Source organism: Actinomadura pelletieri DSM 43383 (assembly GCF_003634705.1).
GTDB lineage: Bacteria > Actinomycetota > Actinomycetes > Streptosporangiales > Streptosporangiaceae > Spirillospora > Spirillospora pelletieri.
On sequence record NZ_RBWU01000004.1, the window covers coordinates 174,292 to 196,567 of the forward strand.

Genomic DNA, 22,276 nt, shown 5'->3' on the forward strand with positions numbered 1-22,276 from the left:
GCACCTGGGTGCCGCCGCGGCGGACGGCCCACCACGCGAGGCCCACGACGAGGCCCGCGCTCAAGACCGCGACGAGCGTGAAGAGGACGGGTTTCATGGTCACTCCTGTTCGGCTTCCTGGCGGGCGACGTCCGCGAGGAAGGCGGCGACGACGGCGTGGTAGCGCTCGGGTCGTTCTTCCTGCGGGTGGTGGGAGAGGTGGTCCATCACGTGCAGGTTCCCCCAGGGCACCATCCGGGCGAGCATCATCGGGTAGTCGGGGGTGAGGAAGGCGTCCTCCCGGCCCCACAGGAACAGCGTCGGCGCCAGGATCCGGCCGAGTTCGGCGGTGAGGTCCTGCCAGTCGCCGCGCGGGGAGTCCGACATCGCCGCGAGCGCCCGTTCCCCCGCGTCGAGGCTCTGCTCGTATCGCAGGTCGAGGGTCTCCTCGGGCAGCCGCGACCCGTCGTACCACTCCAGACGGGTGATCAGGTCCCGCATCTTCTCCCGGGTGGGGCCCTCGCCGCCGTAGTAGACGTCCCGGGCGTTACGGCCGCGCCGACCGCCCTCGGGGAGCGGCGCCAGCGGGCCGTAGAACACCGGCATGCTGCCGGTGATCACGAGCGATCTGACGCGCTCGGGATGTCCGGCGGCGAGGTTCAGCGCGATCGTCCCGCCCCACGAGTTGCACACGAAGTCGGCGCGCTCGACGCCGAGCGCGTCGAGCAGCGCGACGGTCTTCGCCGCGTGGAAGTCCCACATCGGGCCGGTGATCCGGCATTTCTCCGACCTGCCGTACTGCAGGATGTCGGGGATCAGGACCCGGCGGTCGGCGGCGAACAGCGGCGCGACCTGCCGGAAGTCGCTCCACCCGGTGCAGCCGGGACCGCCACCGTGCAGCAGGACGGTGGCGGGCCCCGAGCCCATGTCCAGGTAGTGGTACCGGACGCCGCCGGCCTCGACGTACGTTCCCTCGGGCGCTCGTGTCATCGTTCCTCCCCCTCCTCCGGGCCCGGCCCGTGCGTTCTCCTCGCGCCGAGCGCGTTGGCGACCGCGACCCGGGCGAGCACCTCGCACAGGCGGCGCATCGCCGTCACGGAGACCGTGTTCATTCCTTGGGCGAAGTCGGCCGTCCCGTCCGCGGGCACGACCTTCGGCATCCCGACGCGGGCCGTCGGCACACCGCGGCCGCGCAGGATGTTGGCGTCGGTGGCGCCGCTGTTGTCCGGGATCGGCCGGTGCGGACGGCCCGAAGCGGCCTCCCACGCCCGGACGGTCTCCCTGATCACCCACGAGCCGGGGTCGGTGGTCGATCCCGGGATGTGGGCGACCAGCTCACAGTCGAGGTCGGCGCCCGTCGCGGCGGCGACGTCGTCCAGGAACGCCGAAAGCTCCCGGCGGACGTCGAGCGGCCGTTGCCCGGGCGCGAGTCGGACGTCCAGCCGCAGCCGGCAGGCCGCCGGGGTGACGGCGGGCATCCGCTCCCAGCCACCGGCGACGGCGCCGATGACGCCCTGCGGCGCGGCGGTCGCCGTCCGGTGCCGGGCCGGGAACCCGGCGAGCCACCGCTCCAGCCGGACGGCCACCTCCGCCGCCGAGACGATCGGATTGGAGTACGGCAGCCGGTGCCGGCTGCCCGCGTAGGTGTGCACGCCGTGCACGACGATCTCGAACCAGCACAGCCCCACCTCGTCGTGGGCGACGAAGTCACCGGGCTTGGCGATGATCGCGTGGTCGGTGTACCAGCCGCGTTCGAGGAGGAAGGACGCGCCGACCCCGTGCCCGGTGTTCGCCCGGCCCGCGCCGATCGCGTTGGTCGGCATGCCGCCCGCGCCGAACGCCAGCACCAGGTCCCCGGCGGGCGCGATCCCGAGTTCGGCGACCGCCTCGGCGTACGCCTGCCCGGTCACCAGCACGCACGCCGCGTGCCCCTTCGGGTTGCCCGCGCCGAGACCGCGCACGAGGTCGCCGTCGGCCTGCCCGTCCGGCAGCATGTCCGGACGCAGCCGCGGGCCGATCCACGGGACGTCCTCCGCCGGGTCGCCCGTCGTCAGCGTGTCGATCGGGGCGTAGAGCATCAGGTCCGGGCCGGTGCGGGCACCGCGGACCCGGCCGACCGCGTTGGCCTGCTCGGCGTCGATGGACTGCACCCGCCCGTCGATCCCGGACGCGCGCAGCTCCTCGGCCAGCCAGGCGGCCAGCGGGCCCTCCCGGCCGGTGGGGCTCGGAATCGAGGTGACACGGACCGCCGCGGCCCGCAGCCGCTCCGGGGTGACGCGCCGCAGCACGGCGTCGAGCAGATCAGTCACGGCCGGCCTCCGGCGGGATCACGGCCACGGCCATCCCGGTCAGCCACTCGGGCATCTCGGCGTAGGCGAGCGTCCGGCCCGGCGCGAAGCCCAGCGCGGCGGCCATCGTCACCCAGGCGCGCAGTTCCTGGCCGCCGTTGCCGGCGGCCTCCTCGATCCGCTGGGTGCTCCAGTCTGCGTATCGCGCGAGTTCTCCGTGTTCGAGGGCGTCGAGGAACTCCGCGTCGAAGTCGGGGCTGATCGCCGCCCGCGCCGCGGTGATGATCTCCCGGCGCCGCCCGTCGTACCGGTGCCAGTCGGCGCGGCCGTTCAGCCACGCCTCGACCAGGAACTCCTCGTCCTCGGTCGCCGGGTCCTGCCAGCGGGCGGGCCACGGCAGCCGGTGGGACAGGCCGCCGGAGGCGATGACCACGACGCGGGCCGCCCGGGGCATCGCCGCGACGGCGCGCGCGATGCCCGCGCCGAGTTCGGCGCACCGGCTCATCCGCGGCAGCGGCGCCGCGAACGCGTTGATGACCAGCGGGACGATCGGGACGTCCAGGTCGCGCAGCACGTACTGCACCGCGTGCGACTGGCCGTGGTCGATCTGCAGCCGGGCGGAGACGGCGACCTCCGTCCCGTGGTCCACCAGGTCCTCGGCGAGGGCCTGCGCGAACTCCGGGTCGGTGCGCTGTGGGCCCGCCGGCGTGCCGGACTCGCCGGACGCGATCACCTCGTCCACGCCGAGGGTGAACGACGGGATCAGATCGAGCCAGAACCCGCGGAAATGGTTGGAGCCCACGATGATCGCGACATCGGGACGGGCGGCGGCGACGGCGTCCCGGGCCTCGGCGAGCGCGGCGCGGAACCGTTCCGCCCGGTCGACGTGCCGGACCTGGTCCCAGTGGGTGTTCATGAGCGTCGAATGCGAGGCGCCGACGCCGAGCACGATGCGGGCCATTACGCCTCGGTGTCCCCGAGGTCGAGGCCCTCGTCGCGCAGCCGCGCCGTCCGGGCCTTGGTGACGTCCTCGGCGAGCCTGCGCCACTGCAGCAGCGACTCGTCGGGCCGGTAGAGGCGCTCCGGCGGGGCGTCGGTCACCTCGACCATCCACTTGTCCTGGCCGGAGAACTGGCCGTGGAACAGCCACCGGACCGCGCCGAGGTACTTGGCGTAGAACGGCAGCGTCCGGAGCCCGCGCCGGAACTCGGCCATCACACCGACGTACAGGTGGTGGTCGGCGTCGACGGGCACGTAGAACTCGTAGTGGATGAAGTGCGGGTAGGCGATGCGCAGTACGCCGGGCATCGACACCGACGCGAACCCGGGGAAGTCCTGAGCCTCGATCGTCTCGTTGACCTTCTGGGAGCCGCCGGTGTTGCCGATGTTCCTGTTTCCCGCGTCCTTCTTCGGCGGCTTCAGCTTGTACCAGGCCTGCCCGCTCCACCTGCCCAGACCGGGGAAGTCGGCCTCCCAGTACTGCTCGTCCTGGACGCGGTAGATCCAGCGCCCGCGCCTGACGATGCGCGTGTCGTTGTACACCGGCATCGCCTTGAACAGCCGCCAGAGCGAGGTGCGGTGCAGGTACTTCGCGTGGCCCTCGTCGTAGCCGTTCTCTACCGCGAACCGCCAGTTGCCCACGCGCCGCTGGATCCGCACGCCGACCACGGCGGGGTTGCTCACCAGTTCCTCGGGCAGTTGCCCGTCGATGGGCGGCGCGTCCTCACCGTCCCCGACGAAGATCCAGACCATGCCGAGGCGCTCGGCGGTCTCGAACGTCGGCTGGGTGACCTTGCCGCAGATCGGCGAGGCCGGCCCGTCGGTGATCGCCGCGACCAGTTCGCCGCTGCTCAGGTCGAACGTCCACCCGTGGTAGACGCACGACACCGTCCCCGGGAACTGCTGTGCGCCGTAGCTGAGCGGCACCCCCCGGTGGGGACAGCGGTCCTTGAGCGCGCGCACCACGCCGCCGTCGCGCATGAGCATGATGCGCTCCCCGAGGAGCGTCACGGCCGTGGGCTTGCCGGTGATCCTCGACGAGAACGCGACCGGGTACCAGTACCCGCGGAATCCCGCGTCCGCCGCCTGGTAGTGCGGCCAGGTCGACCAGTCCTGGCGTCCCGGAAGCCGTCCACGTCGGGAACGCCGGGACCTCGTGCCCGGCGGCCGCGCGGGAGTGTCCGCCACCATCGGCGTCTCCTCTCGATCCCTCTCGACCCGGCGCGGTGGACGGAACCACCGCACGCTCGTGAGGCGAGGAGACCACCCGGCCCGGGGCGGCGGACAGCGCCTCAGTCCGCCTACCGGAACACGTTCCGCCCACCGGTCCGTGGCCCGGGTTGAGCGGCTGACCTGGGCAGTCGCGGTGCGACAACTTGTCCCGCCGCCCCCGCTCGGCACCCATCAGATTGGACGAATGGCACTCAGATTCGGTCGCCGAGTGGACATCTTCTTGAGTTTTGCCCGGATATAGACCACGGATGGCGTGAGGGCCGACGATATGACGGACATTGGTGTTCTGAGAGGCGGAGAAGATGACTCGCCGTTCCCTGCTCCCCGGTGACGAGCCGGTACAGCTGGTGGACCCGGCCGGGCGGCTCGTGGACGAGCCGTCGGCCCCGTTGCCCCCGGACGAGATCCTGGTGCGCGCGCACGAGGCGCTCCTGGTCGGGCGCCGTATCAACGACCAGGCCCATGCGCTGGTCAGGCAGGGAAGGCTCGCGGTCTACCCGTCGTCGCACGGGCAGGAGGCGTGCCAGGTCGCCGCGGCGCTCGTGCTGGGCGAGCGGGACTGGCTGTTCCCCACCTACCGCGACACGGTGTCGATCGTGGGACGCGGGGTCGACCCCGCCGCGGCCCTCGTGCTCCTGCGCGGCGACTGGCACGGCGGGTACGACCCGGTCGCCGCCCGAGTGGCGCCGCACGCCACGCCGCTGGCGACGCAGTTGCTCCACGCGGTCGGCGTCGCCCACGCCGCCACGCTGCGGGACGAGGACACCGTCGTGATGGCGATGTGCGGGGACGGAGCGACCAGCGAGGGCGACTTCCACGAGGCGCTGAACTTCGCCGCCGTCTTCCGCGCGCCGGTGGTGTTCTTCGTGCAGAACAACGAGTACGCCATCTCCGTCCCGCTCTCGCGCCAGAGCGTGGCGCCCTCGCTGGCGCACAAGGGCGTCGGCTACGGCGTTCCCGGCACGCGCGTGGACGGCAACGACGTCGCCGCGCTGCTGGCCGTCCTCGGCGAGGCGGTCGAGGCGGCGCGGGCGGGCGAGGGCCCACAGCTCGTCGAGGCCCACACCTACCGTATGCAGGCGCACACCAACGCCGACGACGCGACCCGCTACCGCGCCGACGACGAGGTCGAGGCGTGGCGGGCCAGGGACCCGATTCTGCGGAGCCGCGCCCATCTCACCTCCGCGGGCCTGCTGGACGAGGAACGCGAGGCGCGCATGGTCGAGACGGCCGAGGAGGTGGCCGCGGCGCTGCGCGAGGCGGTCGCGGACGAGTCCGTCCCCGATCCGGCCGACCTGTTCGCCCATGTGTACGCCACCGCCACGCCGCAGCTGCGCGAGCAGGCGGAGTTCCTGGCCGAGGAACTGACCCGCGAGGAGGTCTCCTGATGTCCGCCGTCGAGGAGCTCACCATGGCGCAGGCGCTGAACCGCGCGTTGCGCGACGCGATGGCCGCGGACGAGTCCGTCCTGATGTTCGGCGAGGACGTCGGCCCGCTCGGCGGCGTCTTCCGCGTCACCGACGGCCTCACCGAGACGTTCGGCGAACGGCGGTGCTTCGACACGCCGCTGGCCGAGTCCGGGATCGTCGGCATGGCCGTCGGGCTGGCGATGAACGGGATGCGGCCGGTCGTGGAGATGCAGTTCGACGCCTTCGCCTACCCGGCGTTCGAGCAGATCGTGAGCCATGTCGCCAAGATGCGCAACCGCACGCGGGGTCGCCTGCCGATGCCCATCACGATCCGCGTCCCCTACGCCGGGGGCATCGGGGGCGTCGAGCACCACAGCGACTCGTCCGAGGCGTACTACGCCCACACGCCCGGCCTGACGGTCCTCGCGCCGTCGACGGCGGCGGACGCGTACACCCTGCTGCGGGAGGCCATCGACCTGCCGGACCCGGTGGTCCTGCTCGAACCGAAGAGGCTGTACTTCGGCAGGGAGAAGGTCGATCTGGCCGAGAACCGGGCCGGTATCGGGCGCGCGGTCGTCCGCCGGAGCGGGACCGACGCCACCCTGATCGCCTACGGCACCACCGTGCCGGTCGCGCTGGAGGCCGCGGACGCGGCGGCGGCCGAGGGCCGCAGCCTCGGTGTGGTCGACCTGCGCTCACTCGTGCCGTTCGACGACGAGACGGTCTGCGCCGCCGTCCGCTCCACCGGCCGCGCCGTCGTGGTGGCCGAGGCGCCGGGCTTCGCGTCGGTGGCGTCCGAGATCGCCGCGCGGGTCACCGAACGCTGCTTCCACCACCTCGCCGCGCCCGTCCGCCGCGTGACCGGCTTCGACATCCCCTACCCGCCGCCGAAGCTGGAGCGCTACCACCTGCCGAGCGTGGACCGAATCCTCGACGCCGTCGACACCTTGCAGTGGGAGGACCGGTGACCGCGCGGACGTTCGAGCTGCCCGACCTGGGCGAGGGCCTGACCGAGGCGGAGATCGTCCGCTGGCTCGTCGGGACGGGCGACACCGTCACCGTCGACCAGCCGGTCGTCGAGGTCGAGACCGCGAAGGCGATGGTCGAGGTGCCCTCTCCGTACGCCGGGACCGTCAGCAGGTTGCACGGCGAGGCGGGGGAGGTCGTCGCCGTGGGCGCGCCGCTCATCTCGATCGCGGGGAACGCCGCCCCGGCCGACGCGGACGCCGAACGCTACCGCGAGGAGGAACGCGCCGGTTCCGGCAACGTCCTGATCGGCTACGGCACGTCCGCCGAGCCCGCTTCCGGACGCCGCCGTCGTCGGCCGGTCGCAGTGAACGGCGGTGCGGTCGACGGCCCCGCGGAATCGGGGGCGCGTCACGTCCGGCGTGTGACGTCCCCGCTCGTCCGGCGCCTCGCCAGGGACGCCGGGCTGGTCATCGGCGACCTGGTGGGCACCGGCCACGACGGTCTCATCACCCGCCGCGACGTCGAGGCGGCGATCGCCGCGCGGCACTCGGCTCCGGCCGCCGCGCCGCGCGCCGCCCTGCCCGTGGGCCCGGCGGAGACCCGGACGCCGATGACCGGATTCCGCAAGGCGGTCGCGGAGACCCTCACCCGCAGCCGCGCCCTGATCCCCGAGGCGACCGTGTGGGTCGATGTCGACTTCACGGAGCTGTTCGCGCTGCGTGCGCGGTTGAAGTCGGCGGGACGACCCGTCCCGGGCCTGCTCGCGTACGTCGCGCGGTTCACCGTGGCCGCGCTGCGCGCCCATCCCGAACTCAACGGCGCCGTCGATGACGAACGTCAGGAGTTGGTCCAGTACCGGGACGTCAACCTCGGCCTCGCGATGCAGACCGACCGGGGGCTGGTCGTCCCGGCCGTGATGGGTGCGCGGGAGATGACGACGGCGCACCTGGACACCGAGATCCGTCGGTTGACCACGGCGGCGCGCGAGGGCCGGACGACGCGGGAGGAACTGACCGCCGGGACGTTCACGCTCAACAACTATGGCTCGTTCGACGTCGACGGCAGCGCGGCCATCATCAACCACCCGCAGGTGGCGATCCTCGGCCTCGGCCGCGTCATCGACCGTCCCTGGGCGGTCGGCGGCGACCTGGCGGTGCGCAAGATCGGCCAGCTCTCGTTCGTGTTCGACCACCGGGTGTGCGACGGCGGGACCGCCGCCGCGTTCCTGCGGATGGTCGCCGATTCCATCGAGTGCCCCGGCGCGGCGCTCACCGATCTGTAGGAGGCCCCGGTGACTTCCCCCGACCCTGTCCCCGTTCCTGTACTTGCCGAGCGCTCCGGCGCCGTCGCCATCGTCACGATCAACCGTCCGGACCGCCACAACGCCCTTACCGGCGAGGTCAAGAACGCTCTGCGCGACGCGCTGGACGACCTCGGCGCCGACCCGTCCGTGCGGGCGCTCGTGCTGACCGGCGCGGGCCGCTCGTTCTGCGTCGGGCAGGACCTCGCCGAGCACGCACGGGCGCTCCGCTCAGATCCGGAGTCCGCCTTCGCGACGGTCGAGGAGCACTACAACCCGATCGTGCTGGCCCTGATGACGATGCCCAAACCGGTCGTCGCCGCGGTCAACGGAACCTGCGCGGGCGCCGGCGTCGGGCTCGCCCTGGCCTGCGACCTGCGGGTGATGGCGTCGACGGCGCGCTGGTCGGCCGCGTTCACCGGCATCGGGCTGAGCTGCGACACGGGACTGTCGGCGAGCCTCGCCCGGTCGGTGGGCGAGTCGCGCGCCCGCGAACTCGTCCTGCTCGGCCGCCCGTTCACCTCGGCGGAGGCGGTCCGGTGGGGGATCGCCGGTGACGTCGTCGAGGCCGACCGGGTGGTGCCGGACGCGACGAAGCTGGCCCGGGAACTGGCCGCCGGGCCGACGACGGCGTACGCGGAGGCGAAGCGAGCCTTGGCCGACGCCTGGTCGAGGCCGCTTCCCGAGGTGCTGGCCGCCGAGGCCGCCGCCCAGCGGCGGGCCGGGGCCACCGACGACCACGCGGGGGCCGTGGAGGCCTTTCTCGCCAAGCGCTCGCCCGAGTTCACCGGGCACTGACCATGACCCATCGGCCCGAGGAGACCGACATGACCACTGACCTTGAGGAACCGATCGAGCGGGCGTCGGTCGACGAGCTGCGGGCGGTGCAGCTGGAACGGCTGCGGTGGAGCGTGCGGCACGCGTACGAGAACGTCCCGCACTACCGGCGCTCGTTCGACGCCGCCGGCGTCCACCCCGACGACGTCCGCGAACTCGCCGACCTGGCGCGGCTGCCGCTGACCTCGAAGGCGGACCTGCGCGACAACTACCCGTTCGGGATGTTCGCCGTGCCGCGCGAGCAGGTGGTGCGCGTGCACGCCTCGTCCGGCACCACGGGCCGCCCGACGGTGGTCGGCTACACCCGCGACGACCTCGACATGTGGGCCACCGTCATGGCCCGCAGCATCCGCGCCGCGGGCGGGCGGCCCGGTCAGGTGCTGCACAACGCCTACGGCTACGGGCTGTTCACCGGCGGTCTCGGCGCGCACGCGGGCGCGGAGCGGCTCGGCTGCACGGTCGTTCCCGTCTCGGGCGGCATGACCGAGCGGCAGGTGACGCTCATCCGGGACTTCGCCCCCGAGATCATCATGGTGACGCCGTCGTACATGCTCGCGCTGGTCGACGAGATGGAACGCCAGGGCATCGACCCGCGGGCGACGTCGCTGAAGGTGGGCATCTTCGGCGCCGAGCCGTGGACCGACCGGACGCGGACGGAGGTGGAGGCCCGCCTGGACATCGACGCGGTCGACATCTACGGCCTGTCGGAGGTGATCGGGCCGGGGGTCGCGCAGGAGTTCGCGGAGACCAAGGACGGCCTGCACGTGTGGGAGGACCACTTCTACCCCGAGGTGATCGATCCGGTCACCGGGGAGGTGCTGCCGGACGGGGAGCCCGGCGAGCTGGTGTTCACCTCGCTGACGAAACAGGCGATGCCCGTCATCCGGTACCGGACGCGGGACCTGACCCGCCTGCTGCCGGGCACGATGCGCCCGATGCGGCGCATCGAGAAGATCACGGGCCGCAGCGACGACATGATCATCCTGCGCGGGGTGAATCTGTTCCCGACGCAGATCGAGGAACTGGTCGTCGCCGACCCGGAGCTGACCCCGCACTTCCAGTGCGTGCTCGACCGCGACGGCCATCTCGACACCATGACGGTCCGCGTCGAGCGGCGCGGAGGCGGGGACGCGGCGGCGGCGCGGGCCGCCGGTGAGCGGGTACGGCACCTGGTGAAGAGCACGATCGGGGTGTCGGTCGGCGTCGAGGTCGTCGAGCCGGACACGATCGAGCGGTCGGTGGGGAAGATGCGCCGCATCGTCGACAACCGCCCGCGGCGCTGACGCGGGGTCCCCGCCGGGGCCGCGAACCCGGCGGGGAGCTGGGACGATAGGCCATTCGAAGTATTGACTTGCAATATCGTCCTACAATAATGTCTTCTTATGAAGACTCCGCGATCCGGCGACGTCGCACGCGACGACGGCGTCCGGCACCTGATCGCCCATTACGAGAAGGCCGGGTTCACCCACCGTGTGGGGTTCGGCGCGAGGCCCGCCGTGCTCGTCATCGACCTGGTGAACGCCTTCACCGACCCGTCCTCGGACCTGGCCCTGCCGCTTGAGGACGTCGTTCGCCACAGTGCCGAGCTGATCGCGGTCGCCCATGACGCGGGGGTCCCCGTGATCGCCTTCCGGGTCGAGTTCGCCGACGAGCGGTCCGCGCCGGTGATGCTGCGCAAGAACCCGGTCCTCGCCGGGCTGCGGCCGGGCGGCGAACCGGCCCGGCTCGACCCCCGCCTCGGCGTCGACGACCGGGACGTCGTGCTGGTCAAGACGGGCGCCAGCGCGTTCTTCCAGACGACCCTCCCGGCGGTGCTGGCCGGGCTCGGCGTCGACACCGTCGTCCTCGTCGGCTCGGCGACGAGCGGCTGCGTGCGCGCCACCGCCGTCGACGCGATCCAGCACGGGTTCCGCCCGATCGTGGTGGCCGAGTGCGTGGGCGACCGGCTGGCCGTCGCGCACGAGGTGAGCCTCGCGGAGATGGACGCCAAGTACGCCGATGTCGAGTCGCTCGACGTCGTGATCCGTTACCTGAAGGAACGAGCATGAGGGTCGCAACCGACATCGGCGGGACGTTCACCGACCTCGCCTATCTCGACGACGGGGGACGGCTGCGGGTCGCCAAGTCGCCCAGCACGCCCGGCGGGTTCGACCGCGGCGTCGGCGACGTGCTGACCCTGGCGGGCATCGACGGCGGCGTCGAGACGTTCGTCCACGGCACCACCGTCGTGATCAACGCGCTCCTGGAGCGCCGGGGCGCCACGGTCGCGCTGCTGACCACGAAGGGTTTCCGGGACGTCCTCGACATCGGCCGCGCCAGCCGTCCCGACCTCTACAACTTCCGCTACCGGGCGCCGGAGCCGTTCGTGCCCCGGCACCTGCGCTTCGAGATCGACGAGCGGCGGGACGCCACCGGAGCCGAGGTCAGGCCGCTGGCCGAGAACGACGTCCGCGCGGCGGTCGAGGCGGCTCGCGCGGCGGGCGCCACCGCCCTGGCCGTGGCGTTCCTGCACTCCTACGCCGACCCGGCGCACGAGGTGCGGTGCGGGGAGCTGATCGCGGAACTGTGGCCGGAGGCGTTCGTGACGCTGTCCCACGAGGTCACCCGCGAGTGGCGCGAGTACGAGCGGTCCAACACCGCCGTGTTCAACGCCTACGTCCAGGAGACCGCCTCGACCTACCTGGACCGGCTCGAAGCGCGGCTCGGCAAGCACGGCATCACCGGCAACTCCCGGGTGATGCGGTCCAACGGCGGCGCGATGACGTTCGCGCGGGCGCAGCACCTGCCGATCACGCTGGTGGAGTCCGGACCGGCCGCCGGGGTGATCGCGGCGGCGGCGGTCGGCACGGCGATGGGCGCCACCGACGTGATCACGCTCGACATCGGCGGCACGACCGCGAAGACGTCCCTCATCGAGGGCGGCGAGGTCAGGGTCACCACCGACTACCGCGTCGACTGGACGCCCGGCTCGCCCGGCTACCCGATCAAGGCGCCGGTCGTGGACATCGTCGAGATCGGCGCGGGCGGTGGCTCCATAGCCTGGGTCGACGAGCGCGGACGCCTCGGGCTCGGGCCGCGGAGCGCGGGCGCGGAACCCGGCCCCGCCTGTTACCCCAACGGTGGCGCGGAGCCGACGCTGACCGACGCGAACCTCGTCGCCGGGCGGCTCAACCCCGACAACTTCCTCGGCGGCCAGATGCGGGTGTCGGTCGAACGTGCCCGTGCCGCGCTGGCCGAGGTCGGCGCGGCGCTCGGGCTGGACGCCGAGGCGACGGCCCTCGGCGTGATCCGGCTCGCGAACGCCAAGATGCTGAACGCGATCAAGCTGGTGTCGGTGCGCCGGGGCCATGACCCCCGCGACTTCTCCCTTATGGCGTTCGGGGGCGGCGGCGCCGTCCACGCGCTGGCGCTCGGCGCGGAACTCAAGGCGAAGAACGTCGTGATCCCGCGGATGCCGGCCAACTTCTCGGCGGTCGGAATGCTCATGACCCGGCTCAAGTCCGACTGGGTGCGCACGCGCGTGCTGCCGGTCGCGGCGCCGTCCGACCCGGAGTGGACGTCGGTGTGGGAGTCGCTGAAACGGCAGGCCGCCGGCTACTTCGCCGCCGAGTCGGTCGACGCGGGCGCGCTGACCTTCACCGGCTCGGTCGACGCCCGCTACCTGGGCCAGGAGCACACCGTCACCATCCCCGTCGACACGGCCGCGCCGATCGAGACCATCCTCGGCGGCTTCCACGACGCGCACGAGCGCCTCTACACGTTCCGGCTGGACGTCCCGGTCCAGGTGGTGAACTTCCGCCTGGCCGCGGCCGCCGCCGAACCCGCGTCCGCCGTGGCCTGGAGCCCCGACCCGGACGCGAGCGTCGACGCCGCCCGCAAGGGCGTCCGGCGGGTCCTGTTCGAGGACGGCGGCGCGCTGGACTGCCCCTACTACGACCGTGAACTGCTGCCGGTCGGCGCCGCGCTGAGCGGGCCGTCCATCATCGAGGAGTCCGGCACCTCGACGGTCGTCCATCCCGGCCAGACGGCGGTCGTCGACGACCAGGGCAACCTCGTCGTCGCACTGTCCGCCCGTCCCGACGAGCGGAGCGGCGCATGAGCACCTCCATCGACCCGTTCGAACTGGAGATCATCTCCGAGCATGTGTCGGCGACCGCCGACGAGATGTTCATCACCACGACCCGCACCGCGCAGAGCGCCATGATCTACGAGGTGCTCGACTTCTCGGTCGGCGTCACCGACGCGACCGGGCGGCTCGTCACCCAGGGCAACGGCCTGACGATCCTGCTGCGCATCTTCGGCGAGCAGGTCAGGGACACGCTGCGGATGTACGGGGCGGACGGGCTCACCGACGGCGACATCGTGATGACCAACGACCCCTACGGCCCCGGCGGCAGCCACCTCAACGACATGACGCTGGTGATGCCGGTGTTCGTGGACGGTGAGATCGTCGCCTTCACCTGTAACCAGGCGCACTGGGCCGACGTCGGCGGCAAGGACCCCGGCAGCGTGAGCGTCGACGCCACCGACATCTTCCAGGAGGGCCTGCAACTGCCCCGGGTGAAGATCTTCAAGGCGGGGGTGCTGGACGACGAGCTGGCCCGCATCCTGCAGAGCAACTCCCGGCTTCCCCAGGTGGCGCTCGGCGACCTGCACGCGCAGGCCGCCTCGGTGAAGGTCGGCGCACAGCGGATCAAGGAGATCTGCGCGCGGCACGGCGTCGAGGCCTTCCGGGCGGCCGTCGCGCGGGGGATCGAGACCACCGACGCGCAGGTCGGGGCGGCGCTGGCCGCGATTCCCGCCGGAACCTACCGGGCGGAGGACAAGCTCGTGTTCGCCGGCCGGGAGGCGGTCGTCAAGGTCGCCGTCACGCTCGACGGCGAACGGCTGGTGTGCGACTTCGCGGGCACCGACCCGCAGATCGACGGCACCCCGGTGAACTGCGGGCCCGCCGGGCTGCTGGCCGCCGCGAGCGTCGTGTTCAAGGCGCTGGCCGGCGCGGACGCGAAGGTCAACGAGGGCATCTTCCAGCGGCTCGACGTGCGGTGCCCGTCCGGGACCGTGTTCACCACGACACCGCCGCACGCCCTGTCGATCTACTTCCAGGGCGTCGCCCTCGCCGCCGACCTGATCTGGCGGGCGCTGGCGCCGGTCGTCCCGGAGCGGCTGCCCGCCGGGCACTACCTCGACGCGGGCATCGTCATCATCGCCGGCCCCGCCGACGGCCCCGGCGGCATGTTCATCATGAACGAGCCGAACCCCGGCGGCTGGGGCGCGGGCCAGGGCGCCGACGGGCAGCGCGGCCTCGTCGCCATCCACGGCGGCGACTCGCTGAACATCCCCGTGGAGGTGGTCGAGCAGCGGTATCCGGTGCGCATCGGACGGTACGCGCTCGACACGTGCGAGGCGGGCGCCGGGCAGTGGCGCGGCGGCGAGGGCGTCGTCCGGGAGTACGAGGTGCTCACCGACTGGGCCATGATCGCGTCCCTGGGCAACAACCGGGACGGCGCTCCGTGGGGCCTGCGCGGCGGCGCGGACGGAACCCGCTCCCGCTGCGAGGTGCTGCGGCTCGACGGCACCGTCGAGACCCACTTCGAGAGCACGAAGGTCCACCTGCACCGCGGCGACCTCGCGCGGATCGTGACCGGCACCGGCGGCGGCTGGGGCGACCCCGCGTCGCGCGCCGCCGGCGACCTCGCCGCCGACGTGCGCGACGGGTTCGTCTCCGAGCGGGAGGCGGCCGACCTGTACGGCGCGCCCCGGGGAGCGTGACCGGCGTGGGGATGACCATCGCGGAGAAGATCCTCGCCCGGCACAGCGCCCACGACACGCTCGCCCCCGGCGACCTCGCCGTCGTCGAGGTCGACACCGCCGTGCCGCTCGACCTGAACTTCTACCCGGAGGCGTGGTCCGAGCCGGTGTCGGTGTTCGACCCCGACAAGGTCGTCGTGATCTTCGACCACATTGTGCCCGCGCCTAACCACCGGGTCGCCCAGTCGTTGGAGCGGGGCCGCGCCTTCGTGGAGCGGCTCGGCATCACGCGCTTCCACGACGTCGGCGCCCGGCAGGGCATCTGCCACCAGGTGATCGCGGACGTGCCGTACGCGCGGCCGGGGGAGATTCTCGTCTGCTGCGACAGCCACACCTGCTCCAGCGGCGCGTTCAACTGCGCCGCCCGCGGCATCGGCACCCCGGAACTGATCTACGTGCTCGCCAAGGGCAGGACGTGGTTCCAGGTCGGGCCCACCATCCGGTACGACCTGCTGGGCGGGCTGCGGGACGGGGTCACCACCAAGGACCTCTTCCTGCACATCGCCGGCGTCTACGGCGACCACGTCGGCTGCAACGTCGAGTTCGGCGGCCCCGGGCTCGCCGCGCTCACCATCGACCAGCGCCGGACGCTGTGCACGATGTGCGCCGAGATCAGCGCCGAGTTCGCCATCATGGAGCCTGACGACGTCCTCGCCGCCTACATGGCCGAGCGCGGCGTCGGCATGGACGACGCGGTGTGGCCAGACGCCGACGCCGTCTACCAGGACCGGCGCGCGATCGACCTCGGCGCCATCGAACCGATGGTCGGCCTGCCGGACTCGGTCGTGGGCAACACCGCGCCGGTCGCGTCGGTCGAGGGGGTGCCGATCACCCGGGCGTTCGTCGGCTCCTGCTCCAACGGGACGCTGGAGGACCTGCGCCAGGTCGCCGCCGTCCTGGCGGGAAACCGCGTCCACCCCGGCGTCCAGCTCCTCGTCACGCCGGGCTCGCAGGAGATCCACCGGCGGGCGCTCGAAGAGGGCACCCTCGCCACGCTCATCGACGCGGGCGCGCTCGTCACGACGTCGTCCTGCGGCATGTGCGCCGGGTTCGTCAACGCGCTGTCGGCCAAGGACGTGTGCATCGCGTCGAGCACCCGCAACTTCAAGGGGCGCATGGGCCATCCCGACGCGCGGATCCATCTCGCCTCGTCCCGGACCGTCGCCCTGTCCGCGCTGGCGGGCCACATCACCGCCGGGACGCGGCGACCGGAGGACGCGGAGGTGACGCCGGCATGAGGACCACCGGACGGGTGTGGTGCTTCGGCGACGACATCAACACCGACCTGATCGAGCCGTCGTCGGTGGTGCTGCTGTCGACGGCGGAGAAGGCCCGGCACTGCTTCGAGGCGAACCGGCCGGGCTGGGTCGACCTGGTCGAACCGGGCGACCTCGTGGTCGCGGGCCGCAACTTCGGGACCGGGTCCAGCCGCCCGGCGGCCCTCACCCTGCGCGCGGCGGGCATCGCCGGGATCATCGCGGAGTCGGTGAACGGCCTGTTCTTCCGCAACTGCGTGAACTTCGCCGTCCCGGCGCTGTCGTGCCCCGGCATCACCGGCGCCGTGACGGAGGGCGACGTCGTCACCTTCGACCCGGCGGACGGCTCGGTCCGCAACGACACGACGGGCGCGACGTTGCGCGGCCGGCCCTGGGCGCCCGAACTGATCGAGATCCTCGACGCGGGCGGCCTCATCCGCCAGTTGGAGGCCGAGGGCCTGCTGATGGAGTCCCCATGACGCCCGCCACGTCCCCCTCCCGAACCGGGGGAGCGGCGTTGCTCGACCTGGCGCGCCAGGGCCCGGTGATGCTCGCCGGCTGCTACGACGGCCTCTCCGCGGCGGCGCTTCAGGAGGCGGGGTTCCGCGCCCTGGCCGTCTCGGGCGCGGGCGTCTCGGCGAGCCTGCTCGGCGTCCCCGACCTCGGGCTGCTCACGCTCACCGAACTCGTCGGGGCCGTCCGGCACATCGCCGCGCGCTCTGCGGTGCCCGTCGTGGTGGACGCCGACACGGGTTTCGGCAACCAGCTCAACGTGGCCCGCACCGTCGAGGAGCTGACGGCCGTGGGCGTGGCCGCGATCCAGCTCGAGGACCAGGTGTCGCCGAAGAGATGCGGGCATCTCGACGGCAAGGCGGTGGTCGGCGCCGAGGAGTTCGTCGCGAAGATCGCCGCCGCCGACCACGCCCGAGCCGGCCGCGACACCCTGCTGATCGCGCGCACGGACGCGCTCGCCGTCGAGGGCCTCGACAGCGCGGTGGATCGCGCGAACCGCTGCCTGGACGCGGGCGCCGACGTGACGTTCGTGGAGGCGCCCCGCACCCTCGCCGACCTCGACGCGATCGCCGAACGGGTGCCAGGGCCGAAGCTGTACAACCTCGCGACCGGCGGGCGCAGCCCGTCGCTCACGGTCAGGGAACTCGGCGAACGCGGCTTCGACCTGGTCGTCCTTCCGGCGGTCGCGATGTTCGCCGCCCTGGAGTCGATGCGGCGGGTCGCGGGGGCCGTGCTGGCGGCGGGGGACGACACCCCCGTCGCGGACCTGGGCCTGACGGTGACGGACTTCTACGGCGCGGTCGGCCTCGAACGCTGGCTCGACCTCGACGCCCGCTTCGCGGGCTGAGGCCCCGCAGGGGTCCCGGCCGGGTTCTCCGGCCGGGACCTCACGGCTTCTGCGTCTCGGCGAGGGACGCGCCGGTGTGCCGGACGTGCTCGCGCATCAGCCGCTCGGCCAGCTCGGCGTCGCCCGCCAGGATCGCCTTCGCGACCTGTTCGTGCTCGTCCACGGAGTCGCTGACCGAGACCCGGGCCTTGGACGAGGCGGCGGTGACGAGGTTGCGGAGCTGGATGCCCAGCGCCTGGCGGCGGAACCGCCCGACCAGGTCGGTGAGCAGCTCGTTCCCCGCGATCCGCATGATCAGGTTGTGGAACTCCTCGTTGTGCTCCAGGTACGAGGTGAGGTCCACCGTCTCGCGGAAGCGGGCGTTCTCCTCCAGGGCGGCCTCCAGGCGCGCCCGGTGGTCGCCCTCGTCGATGCGCCGCGCGGCGACCGCCGCCGCCTCGCCCTCCAGGACCCGGCGCACGTCGTACAGCTCTTCGATGTCACGCCGGGTCAGCCGCCGCACCAGCGCGCCCCGGTTCGGCTCCATCGTGACGAGCCCCTCGGCCGCGAGCCGTCCGAACGCCTCGCGGAGCGGTCCCCGGCTGACGTTCAGCTCCGTGGTCAGGTCCGTCTCGATGAGCCGCTGACCGGCCGCGAACTCGCCGCGCTGGATGCGCTCGCGCAGTTCGTCGACGACGCGTTCGACCGTCGTCCCCCGGGGCTTTCGTGATGTCGCCATGCCGCCATCATCCCACAGGACCGGCAGTAGATAGGGACAAAAGTGTCCGACAAGAACTGTTGACAAACATGATTTCGATGACACTCTTGTCCTACAAGAATATCATCGACTGTGCTTGGAGGGCAGGCCGATGAACGATCGCGACGAGATCCGCGACCAACTGGCCCGCGTGATCTACGCCATCGACCGCAACCGCCCCGACGAACTCGCCGACCTCCTGACCGAGGACTTCACCTACGGGATCACCCAGGAGGACGGCTCGGAGCTGACCTGGATCTACGGCCGGTCGGAGATGCTGGCCCGCTGCTTCGCCGTGGTCGGCGCCGTGGTCGCCGCGCAGCACGTCTGCGCCAACCTGCTCGTGGACGTCGACGGCGACACCGCGACGGCCATGACGAACCACATCGGCTACGTCGTGATGCCGGAGGACGGCGACGGGCCGCGCCGCGTCGTCACGATCGGCGGCCGCTGGTACGGCGACCTGGTCCGGGCGGCGGACGGCTGGAGGTTCTCCCGGCTCGTCTACGACCCCGTTTTCGTCGACCCGTACCGGGACGACCTGCGTTCCTTCCCGCCACGCGGCGAGCGGATGACGGCCCCGGAACCGGCGGCCGCGGGGGGATCGTGATGACGGCCTCCGACACGGCGAAGGCGCCGGACACGACGACCTCTACCCCGGCCGCCGCCCCCGGCGACGAGGCTGCGGTGTCGGTGACCGGGCTGCTGCACGACTTCTCCGGCGGCCACCGGGCGCTGGACGGCGTCGACCTGGACGTGCGGCGTGGCGAGTTCCTCTCGATCGTCGGACCGTCCGGCTGTGGCAAGTCGACGCTGCTGTCGTTCATCGCCGGGCTCGCGCGGCCGAGCGCCGGAACGGTCACCACCCTGGGCGGGACGCCCGAGCAGACGCGTCCCCGCATCGGCTTCGTGTTCCAGCGCGACGCGCTCCTCCCGTGGCGCACCGCGCTCGACAACGTGGCGCTGCCGCTGCGGTTGCGCGGCACACCGCGACGGGAGGCCCGCGCGACGGCCGCCGAGTGGCTCGAACGGGTCGGTCTGCCCCGGGCCGGTGCCAGGTACCCCCGGCAACTCTCCGGCGGTATGCGCAAACGCGTCGCGATCGCGGCCACCCTCGCCTACCGGCCCGAACTGCTGCTCATGGACGAGCCGTTCAGCGCCCTGGACGTCCAGACCCGCCTCGCGATGGAGAACGACCTGCTGACCCTGTGGGCCGAGCAGCGCTCCACGGTCGTCTTCGTGACGCACGACCTGGAGGAGGCGGTCGGGCTGTCCGACCGGGTCGCGCTGCTGTCGGCGTCCCCGGGCCGGATCGTGGCGACCTACGACGTCCCCATCGAACGTCCCCGCGACCTGCTGGAGCTGCGCTTCGAGCCGTCCTTCCGGGAAACCAGCGAGACCATCTGGCACGACCTGCGCCGCGAGGTCGCCCGCGCCGAGAACGACCCCACCCAGGGAGAGGACCGACCATGAAAAGAACAATGCGCGCGGCCTTCACCGCGTCCGTGGCCGCCGTCGTGGCCGTCGGCCTCGCCGGGTGCGGCTCGGGCGGCGGGGACGGTAAGTCGGGCCCTGACGTCCGCATCGGGCAGTACGCCGGGTTCTCGCTGTTCGACGCGCCCACCTACGCGGCGTTCGGCACGGGACTGATGGACAAGGCGGCCCGCGACGGCGGCTTCAGCGCCCAGCGCAAGACGGTCGGCAACGGCACCGACCTCGTCGCGGGCATGATGAGCGGCGCCGTCGACTTCGGCGTGCTGCCCGCCGCGACGGTCATGGCCGTCAACGCCAAGCGGGGCGCGCCCGTCCTGAAGATGGTGTCGTGCACCTTCGACGGCGCCGCGATCGTGTTCGTCGGCGCCGCCAAGTACGAGAGGTCGCGCGGCGACGACATCACCGCCTACGACGGCGGCAACTGGGGCTACTCCAAGGTCGGCTCGCAGTCGGAGATCCTGGGACGGCTCGTCGCCGACAAGGTCGGGATCGGCTGGAAGAACCAGAAGGGCATCGCGCTCGGCCCCGTCACCGCGTACGTCCCCGCGCTGAAGACCGGCCGGGTCGACATGATCATGACCGACGCGACCGGTGCGGCGCTCGCGCTGGAGCAGAAGGCCGGGTACGTGGTGCACAACACCAACGGATCCGGCAGGTACTTCGCGCAGTCGGCGGCGTGCAACGGCGTGGCGACCACGGCGGCGTTCGCCAAGAAGCACCCGAAGGTCGTCGACGCCGTCGTCCGCGCGCAGGAGGAGGCGCGGCGCAAGCTGCTGAACACCGAATCCGGCGCGCTGCTCCAGCTCATGACGCCCGACTTCCGCAGGTCCGCGGCCGAGGGCTTCCCCCGCGCCTGGGAGCTGTTCGCGCCCGCCGTCCGCGCCGCCGACACCAACCCGGTGGACGCGCAGGTCAAGGCCGCCGTCGAGTACGCGCGGATCCAAGGGGTGCCGAACCCCGACCCGAAGGCGGTCGCCGTCGGGGACGGCCGATGAGCGGCGGCGCCGTCCGATGGCGCGGCCCCGGTACGCGCGTGCTGCTGCTGCGGGTCGCCGCCGGGGCCGCGCTGGTCGCGTGCTGGCAGGCGGCGTCCTACTCCGACGTGCTGGTGCTCGGCACCGGGCGTCCCTCCGAGTTGACGGACGTCGTGCGCGGCTGGTTCGACGGCCCGGCGATGGCCGAGGCGGTGGGGTCCACGCTGTGGTCGGCCGCCGCCGGACTCGCCGTCGGTGTCGCGGGCGCGCTCGCGCTGTTGCTGCTGACCACGAACCGCTACACGACGCGGCTGTCGATGCCGCTGGTCGCGGCGGCGAACGCCGTGCCGAAGATCGTGCTGGCCCCGCTGTTCATCATGTGGTTCGGCATCGGCCGCGTCACCACCGTCGCGTTCGTGGCGACGCTCGTCGGCTTCATCGTCTTCTACAACCTCAACGCCGGGGTGCGGAGCATCGACCCGCTGCTGCGCCGCCAGGTCACGGCCTGGGGCGGGGGACGGCGCTGGATCCTCGGCGAGGTGACCGTCCCGGCGGTCATGGGCTGGCTCATCGCGTCCCTGCGGGTGAGCGCCGCGTTCGCGCTGCTGGCCGCCGTCGTCGTGGAGTACCTCGGGTCGGAGACCGGCATCGGGTACCAGATCAGCCAGGCGCAGGCCGCGCAGTCGGCGTCGGCGGTGATGGCGATGTCGATCCTCGTCGGCGTCCTAGGCCTGGGCATCGACCGGGCGATCCTGGGGCTGGAACGCCGGCTGCTGCGCTGGAGGGCCGCGTGAGGGCGCGCGCGGCGAACCTGCTCGGGACCCTCTCCGCGGTCGGGCTGCTGGTCGCGGCCTGGTGGTGGACGACGTCGACCGGCCTGCTCGACCCGTTCTACTTCGGCAGTCCGGGCCGGGTCGCCCGCGTCATCGGCGGCTGGGCGGAGGACGGGACGCTGCTGCGCGACACGACCGCCACGGTCCTCGTCCTCCTCCTCGGCTGCCTCGCCGGAACCGTCACGGGCGTCGCGGTCGGCGCCGCCATGGCTCTGCGGCCGACGCTGCGCGCCGCGTTCGAGCCGTACTTCGCGTTCTTCAACGCCGTCCCGCGCCTGGTCTTCTACCCGATGTTCGCGATCGTCCTCGGCTTCGGCCTGTCGGCGAAGGTCATCTACGTGGCGTTCGTCGTGGTGTTCCTGGTCGCGGCGAACACGGCGGCCGGTCTCGCCGCGCTCGACGGCGGTCTCGCCGACCACGTCCGGATGCTGGGCGCCGACGGGCGCCAGCTCGCCGTCCACCTGTACGGCCCCTCGCTGCTGGTCTGGCTGCTCGCGACGAGCCGCACCAGCGTCGGGCTGGCGCTCCAGGGCGTCATCGTCGCCGAGCTGATCGGCACGGCCGCCGGGCTCGGCCATCTCGCCGCCGAGGGGCAGAGCCTGTTCGACATCGACGTCGTCTGGGCGTCGATCGTGGTGATGGTCGTCGTGGCGGTGACCTTGGACGCCGCGCTCGCCCTCGTCGAGCGCAGAACCGAGCACTGGCAGGCCGCCTGAGCGCACGAACCGTGTCACGAGCCCTCTTATCGGTGCCCGTGTAGACCGAATGGTCGGTAAATACATGGGCCCCTGACGTGCC

21 protein-coding genes are annotated in these 22,276 nt (G+C 72.5%); 16 read left to right on the plus strand and 5 right to left on the minus strand.

The features are described from left to right. Nucleotides 1-99 precede the first annotated feature (99 nt). The 4 genes from BZB76_RS18710 to BZB76_RS18725 are packed head-to-tail and all read right to left on the minus strand — an operon-like array spanning nucleotide 100 to nucleotide 4,457. Nucleotides 100-969 carry an alpha/beta fold hydrolase gene (locus tag BZB76_RS18710; RefSeq protein ID WP_121435696.1) on the minus strand — a complete coding sequence of 290 codons (870 nt, stop codon included), beginning with the start codon at nucleotides 967-969 and terminating at the stop codon, nucleotides 100-102. Continuing rightward, nucleotides 966-2,288 (minus strand): M20 family metallopeptidase, encoded by a 1,323-nt coding sequence (locus BZB76_RS18715; RefSeq protein WP_121435697.1) that lies wholly within the window; start codon nucleotides 2,286-2,288, stop codon nucleotides 966-968. Before BZB76_RS18715 ends, BZB76_RS18710 begins: the two co-directional genes overlap by 4 nt. Then, entirely contained in the window at nucleotides 2,281-3,228 is a 948-nt protein-coding gene (locus BZB76_RS18720; RefSeq protein WP_121435698.1) for a DODA-type extradiol aromatic ring-opening family dioxygenase, read from the minus strand. Before BZB76_RS18720 ends, BZB76_RS18715 begins: the two co-directional genes overlap by 8 nt. Next, nucleotides 3,228-4,457, minus strand: a complete 1,230-nt coding sequence (locus BZB76_RS18725; RefSeq protein WP_121435699.1) for a Rieske 2Fe-2S domain-containing protein — start codon at nucleotides 4,455-4,457, stop codon at nucleotides 3,228-3,230. Before BZB76_RS18725 ends, BZB76_RS18720 begins: the two co-directional genes overlap by 1 nt. A 344-nt stretch (nucleotides 4,458-4,801) precedes the next feature. Here BZB76_RS18725 and pdhA point away from each other — a divergent pair, with 344 nt between their 5' ends. The 11 genes from pdhA (at nucleotide 4,802) to BZB76_RS18780 (ending at nucleotide 17,441) form a co-directional block, all read left to right on the plus strand. Next, entirely contained in the window at nucleotides 4,802-5,887 is a 1,086-nt protein-coding gene (pdhA, locus tag BZB76_RS18730; RefSeq protein ID WP_121435700.1) for a pyruvate dehydrogenase (acetyl-transferring) E1 component subunit alpha, read from the plus strand. Next, nucleotides 5,887-6,876, plus strand: coding sequence for an alpha-ketoacid dehydrogenase subunit beta (locus tag BZB76_RS18735; protein ID WP_121435701.1), 990 nt, complete (start codon nucleotides 5,887-5,889; stop codon nucleotides 6,874-6,876). Before pdhA ends, BZB76_RS18735 begins: the two co-directional genes overlap by 1 nt. Further along, on the plus strand, nucleotides 6,873-8,159 hold the full coding sequence (locus BZB76_RS18740; RefSeq protein ID WP_121435702.1) for a dihydrolipoamide acetyltransferase family protein: 1,287 nt from the start codon (nucleotides 6,873-6,875) through the stop codon (nucleotides 8,157-8,159). The genes BZB76_RS18735 and BZB76_RS18740 overlap by 4 nt, the downstream gene beginning before the upstream one ends. Nucleotides 8,160-8,168: 9 nt before the next feature. Next, a complete protein-coding gene (locus BZB76_RS18745) occupies nucleotides 8,169-8,975 on the plus strand; it encodes an enoyl-CoA hydratase/isomerase family protein (protein WP_121435703.1) in 807 nt (268 codons plus the stop codon). A 29-nt stretch (nucleotides 8,976-9,004) separates the two neighbouring features. Further along, nucleotides 9,005-10,297, plus strand: a complete 1,293-nt coding sequence (gene paaK / locus BZB76_RS18750) for a phenylacetate--CoA ligase PaaK (RefSeq protein ID WP_121436198.1) — start codon at nucleotides 9,005-9,007, stop codon at nucleotides 10,295-10,297. Nucleotides 10,298-10,396: 99 nt separating this feature from the next. Continuing rightward, nucleotides 10,397-11,062 (plus strand): isochorismatase family protein, encoded by a 666-nt coding sequence (locus BZB76_RS18755; RefSeq protein ID WP_121435704.1) that lies wholly within the window; start codon nucleotides 10,397-10,399, stop codon nucleotides 11,060-11,062. Next, entirely contained in the window at nucleotides 11,059-13,113 is a 2,055-nt protein-coding gene (locus tag BZB76_RS18760; RefSeq protein ID WP_121435705.1) for a hydantoinase/oxoprolinase family protein, read from the plus strand. The genes BZB76_RS18755 and BZB76_RS18760 overlap by 4 nt, the downstream gene beginning before the upstream one ends. Beyond that, on the plus strand, nucleotides 13,110-14,786 hold the full coding sequence (locus tag BZB76_RS18765) for a hydantoinase B/oxoprolinase family protein (protein ID WP_121435706.1): 1,677 nt from the start codon (nucleotides 13,110-13,112) through the stop codon (nucleotides 14,784-14,786). Before BZB76_RS18760 ends, BZB76_RS18765 begins: the two co-directional genes overlap by 4 nt. An 11-nt stretch (nucleotides 14,787-14,797) precedes the next feature. Continuing rightward, nucleotides 14,798-16,063, plus strand: a complete 1,266-nt coding sequence (locus BZB76_RS18770; protein ID WP_246007101.1) for a 3-isopropylmalate dehydratase large subunit — start codon at nucleotides 14,798-14,800, stop codon at nucleotides 16,061-16,063. After that, nucleotides 16,060-16,560 carry a LeuD/DmdB family oxidoreductase small subunit gene (locus tag BZB76_RS18775; protein WP_121435707.1) on the plus strand — a complete coding sequence of 167 codons (501 nt, stop codon included), beginning with the start codon at nucleotides 16,060-16,062 and terminating at the stop codon, nucleotides 16,558-16,560. The genes BZB76_RS18770 and BZB76_RS18775 overlap by 4 nt, the downstream gene beginning before the upstream one ends. Then, nucleotides 16,557-17,441, plus strand: coding sequence for an isocitrate lyase/PEP mutase family protein (locus tag BZB76_RS18780; RefSeq protein WP_121435708.1), 885 nt, complete (start codon nucleotides 16,557-16,559; stop codon nucleotides 17,439-17,441). The genes BZB76_RS18775 and BZB76_RS18780 overlap by 4 nt, the downstream gene beginning before the upstream one ends. Before the next feature lie 40 nt (nucleotides 17,442-17,481). On the opposite strand, the gene BZB76_RS18785 is transcribed toward BZB76_RS18780, so the two are convergent. Further along, nucleotides 17,482-18,159, minus strand: coding sequence for a GntR family transcriptional regulator (locus BZB76_RS18785; protein WP_121435709.1), 678 nt, complete (start codon nucleotides 18,157-18,159; stop codon nucleotides 17,482-17,484). 130 nt (nucleotides 18,160-18,289) lie between these two features. On the opposite strand from BZB76_RS18785, the gene BZB76_RS18790 reads away from it, so the two are divergent. The 5 genes from BZB76_RS18790 to BZB76_RS18810 are packed head-to-tail and all read left to right on the plus strand — an operon-like array spanning nucleotide 18,290 to nucleotide 22,194. Further along, nucleotides 18,290-18,787 (plus strand): nuclear transport factor 2 family protein, encoded by a 498-nt coding sequence (locus BZB76_RS18790; RefSeq protein ID WP_121435710.1) that lies wholly within the window; start codon nucleotides 18,290-18,292, stop codon nucleotides 18,785-18,787. Then, the gene (locus BZB76_RS18795) at nucleotides 18,787-19,650 is read left to right on the plus strand and encodes an ABC transporter ATP-binding protein (protein ID WP_121435711.1); all 864 of its coding nucleotides are present in this window, start codon (nucleotides 18,787-18,789) and stop codon (nucleotides 19,648-19,650) included. Before BZB76_RS18790 ends, BZB76_RS18795 begins: the two co-directional genes overlap by 1 nt. Continuing rightward, on the plus strand, nucleotides 19,647-20,666 hold the full coding sequence (locus tag BZB76_RS18800; protein WP_121435712.1) for an ABC transporter substrate-binding protein: 1,020 nt from the start codon (nucleotides 19,647-19,649) through the stop codon (nucleotides 20,664-20,666). The genes BZB76_RS18795 and BZB76_RS18800 overlap by 4 nt, the downstream gene beginning before the upstream one ends. Next, nucleotides 20,663-21,439 carry an ABC transporter permease gene (locus BZB76_RS18805; RefSeq protein ID WP_121435713.1) on the plus strand — a complete coding sequence of 259 codons (777 nt, stop codon included), beginning with the start codon at nucleotides 20,663-20,665 and terminating at the stop codon, nucleotides 21,437-21,439. The genes BZB76_RS18800 and BZB76_RS18805 overlap by 4 nt, the downstream gene beginning before the upstream one ends. Further along, on the plus strand, nucleotides 21,436-22,194 hold the full coding sequence (locus tag BZB76_RS18810; protein WP_121435714.1) for an ABC transporter permease: 759 nt from the start codon (nucleotides 21,436-21,438) through the stop codon (nucleotides 22,192-22,194). The genes BZB76_RS18805 and BZB76_RS18810 overlap by 4 nt, the downstream gene beginning before the upstream one ends. Nucleotides 22,195-22,276: the final 82 nt, after the last annotated feature.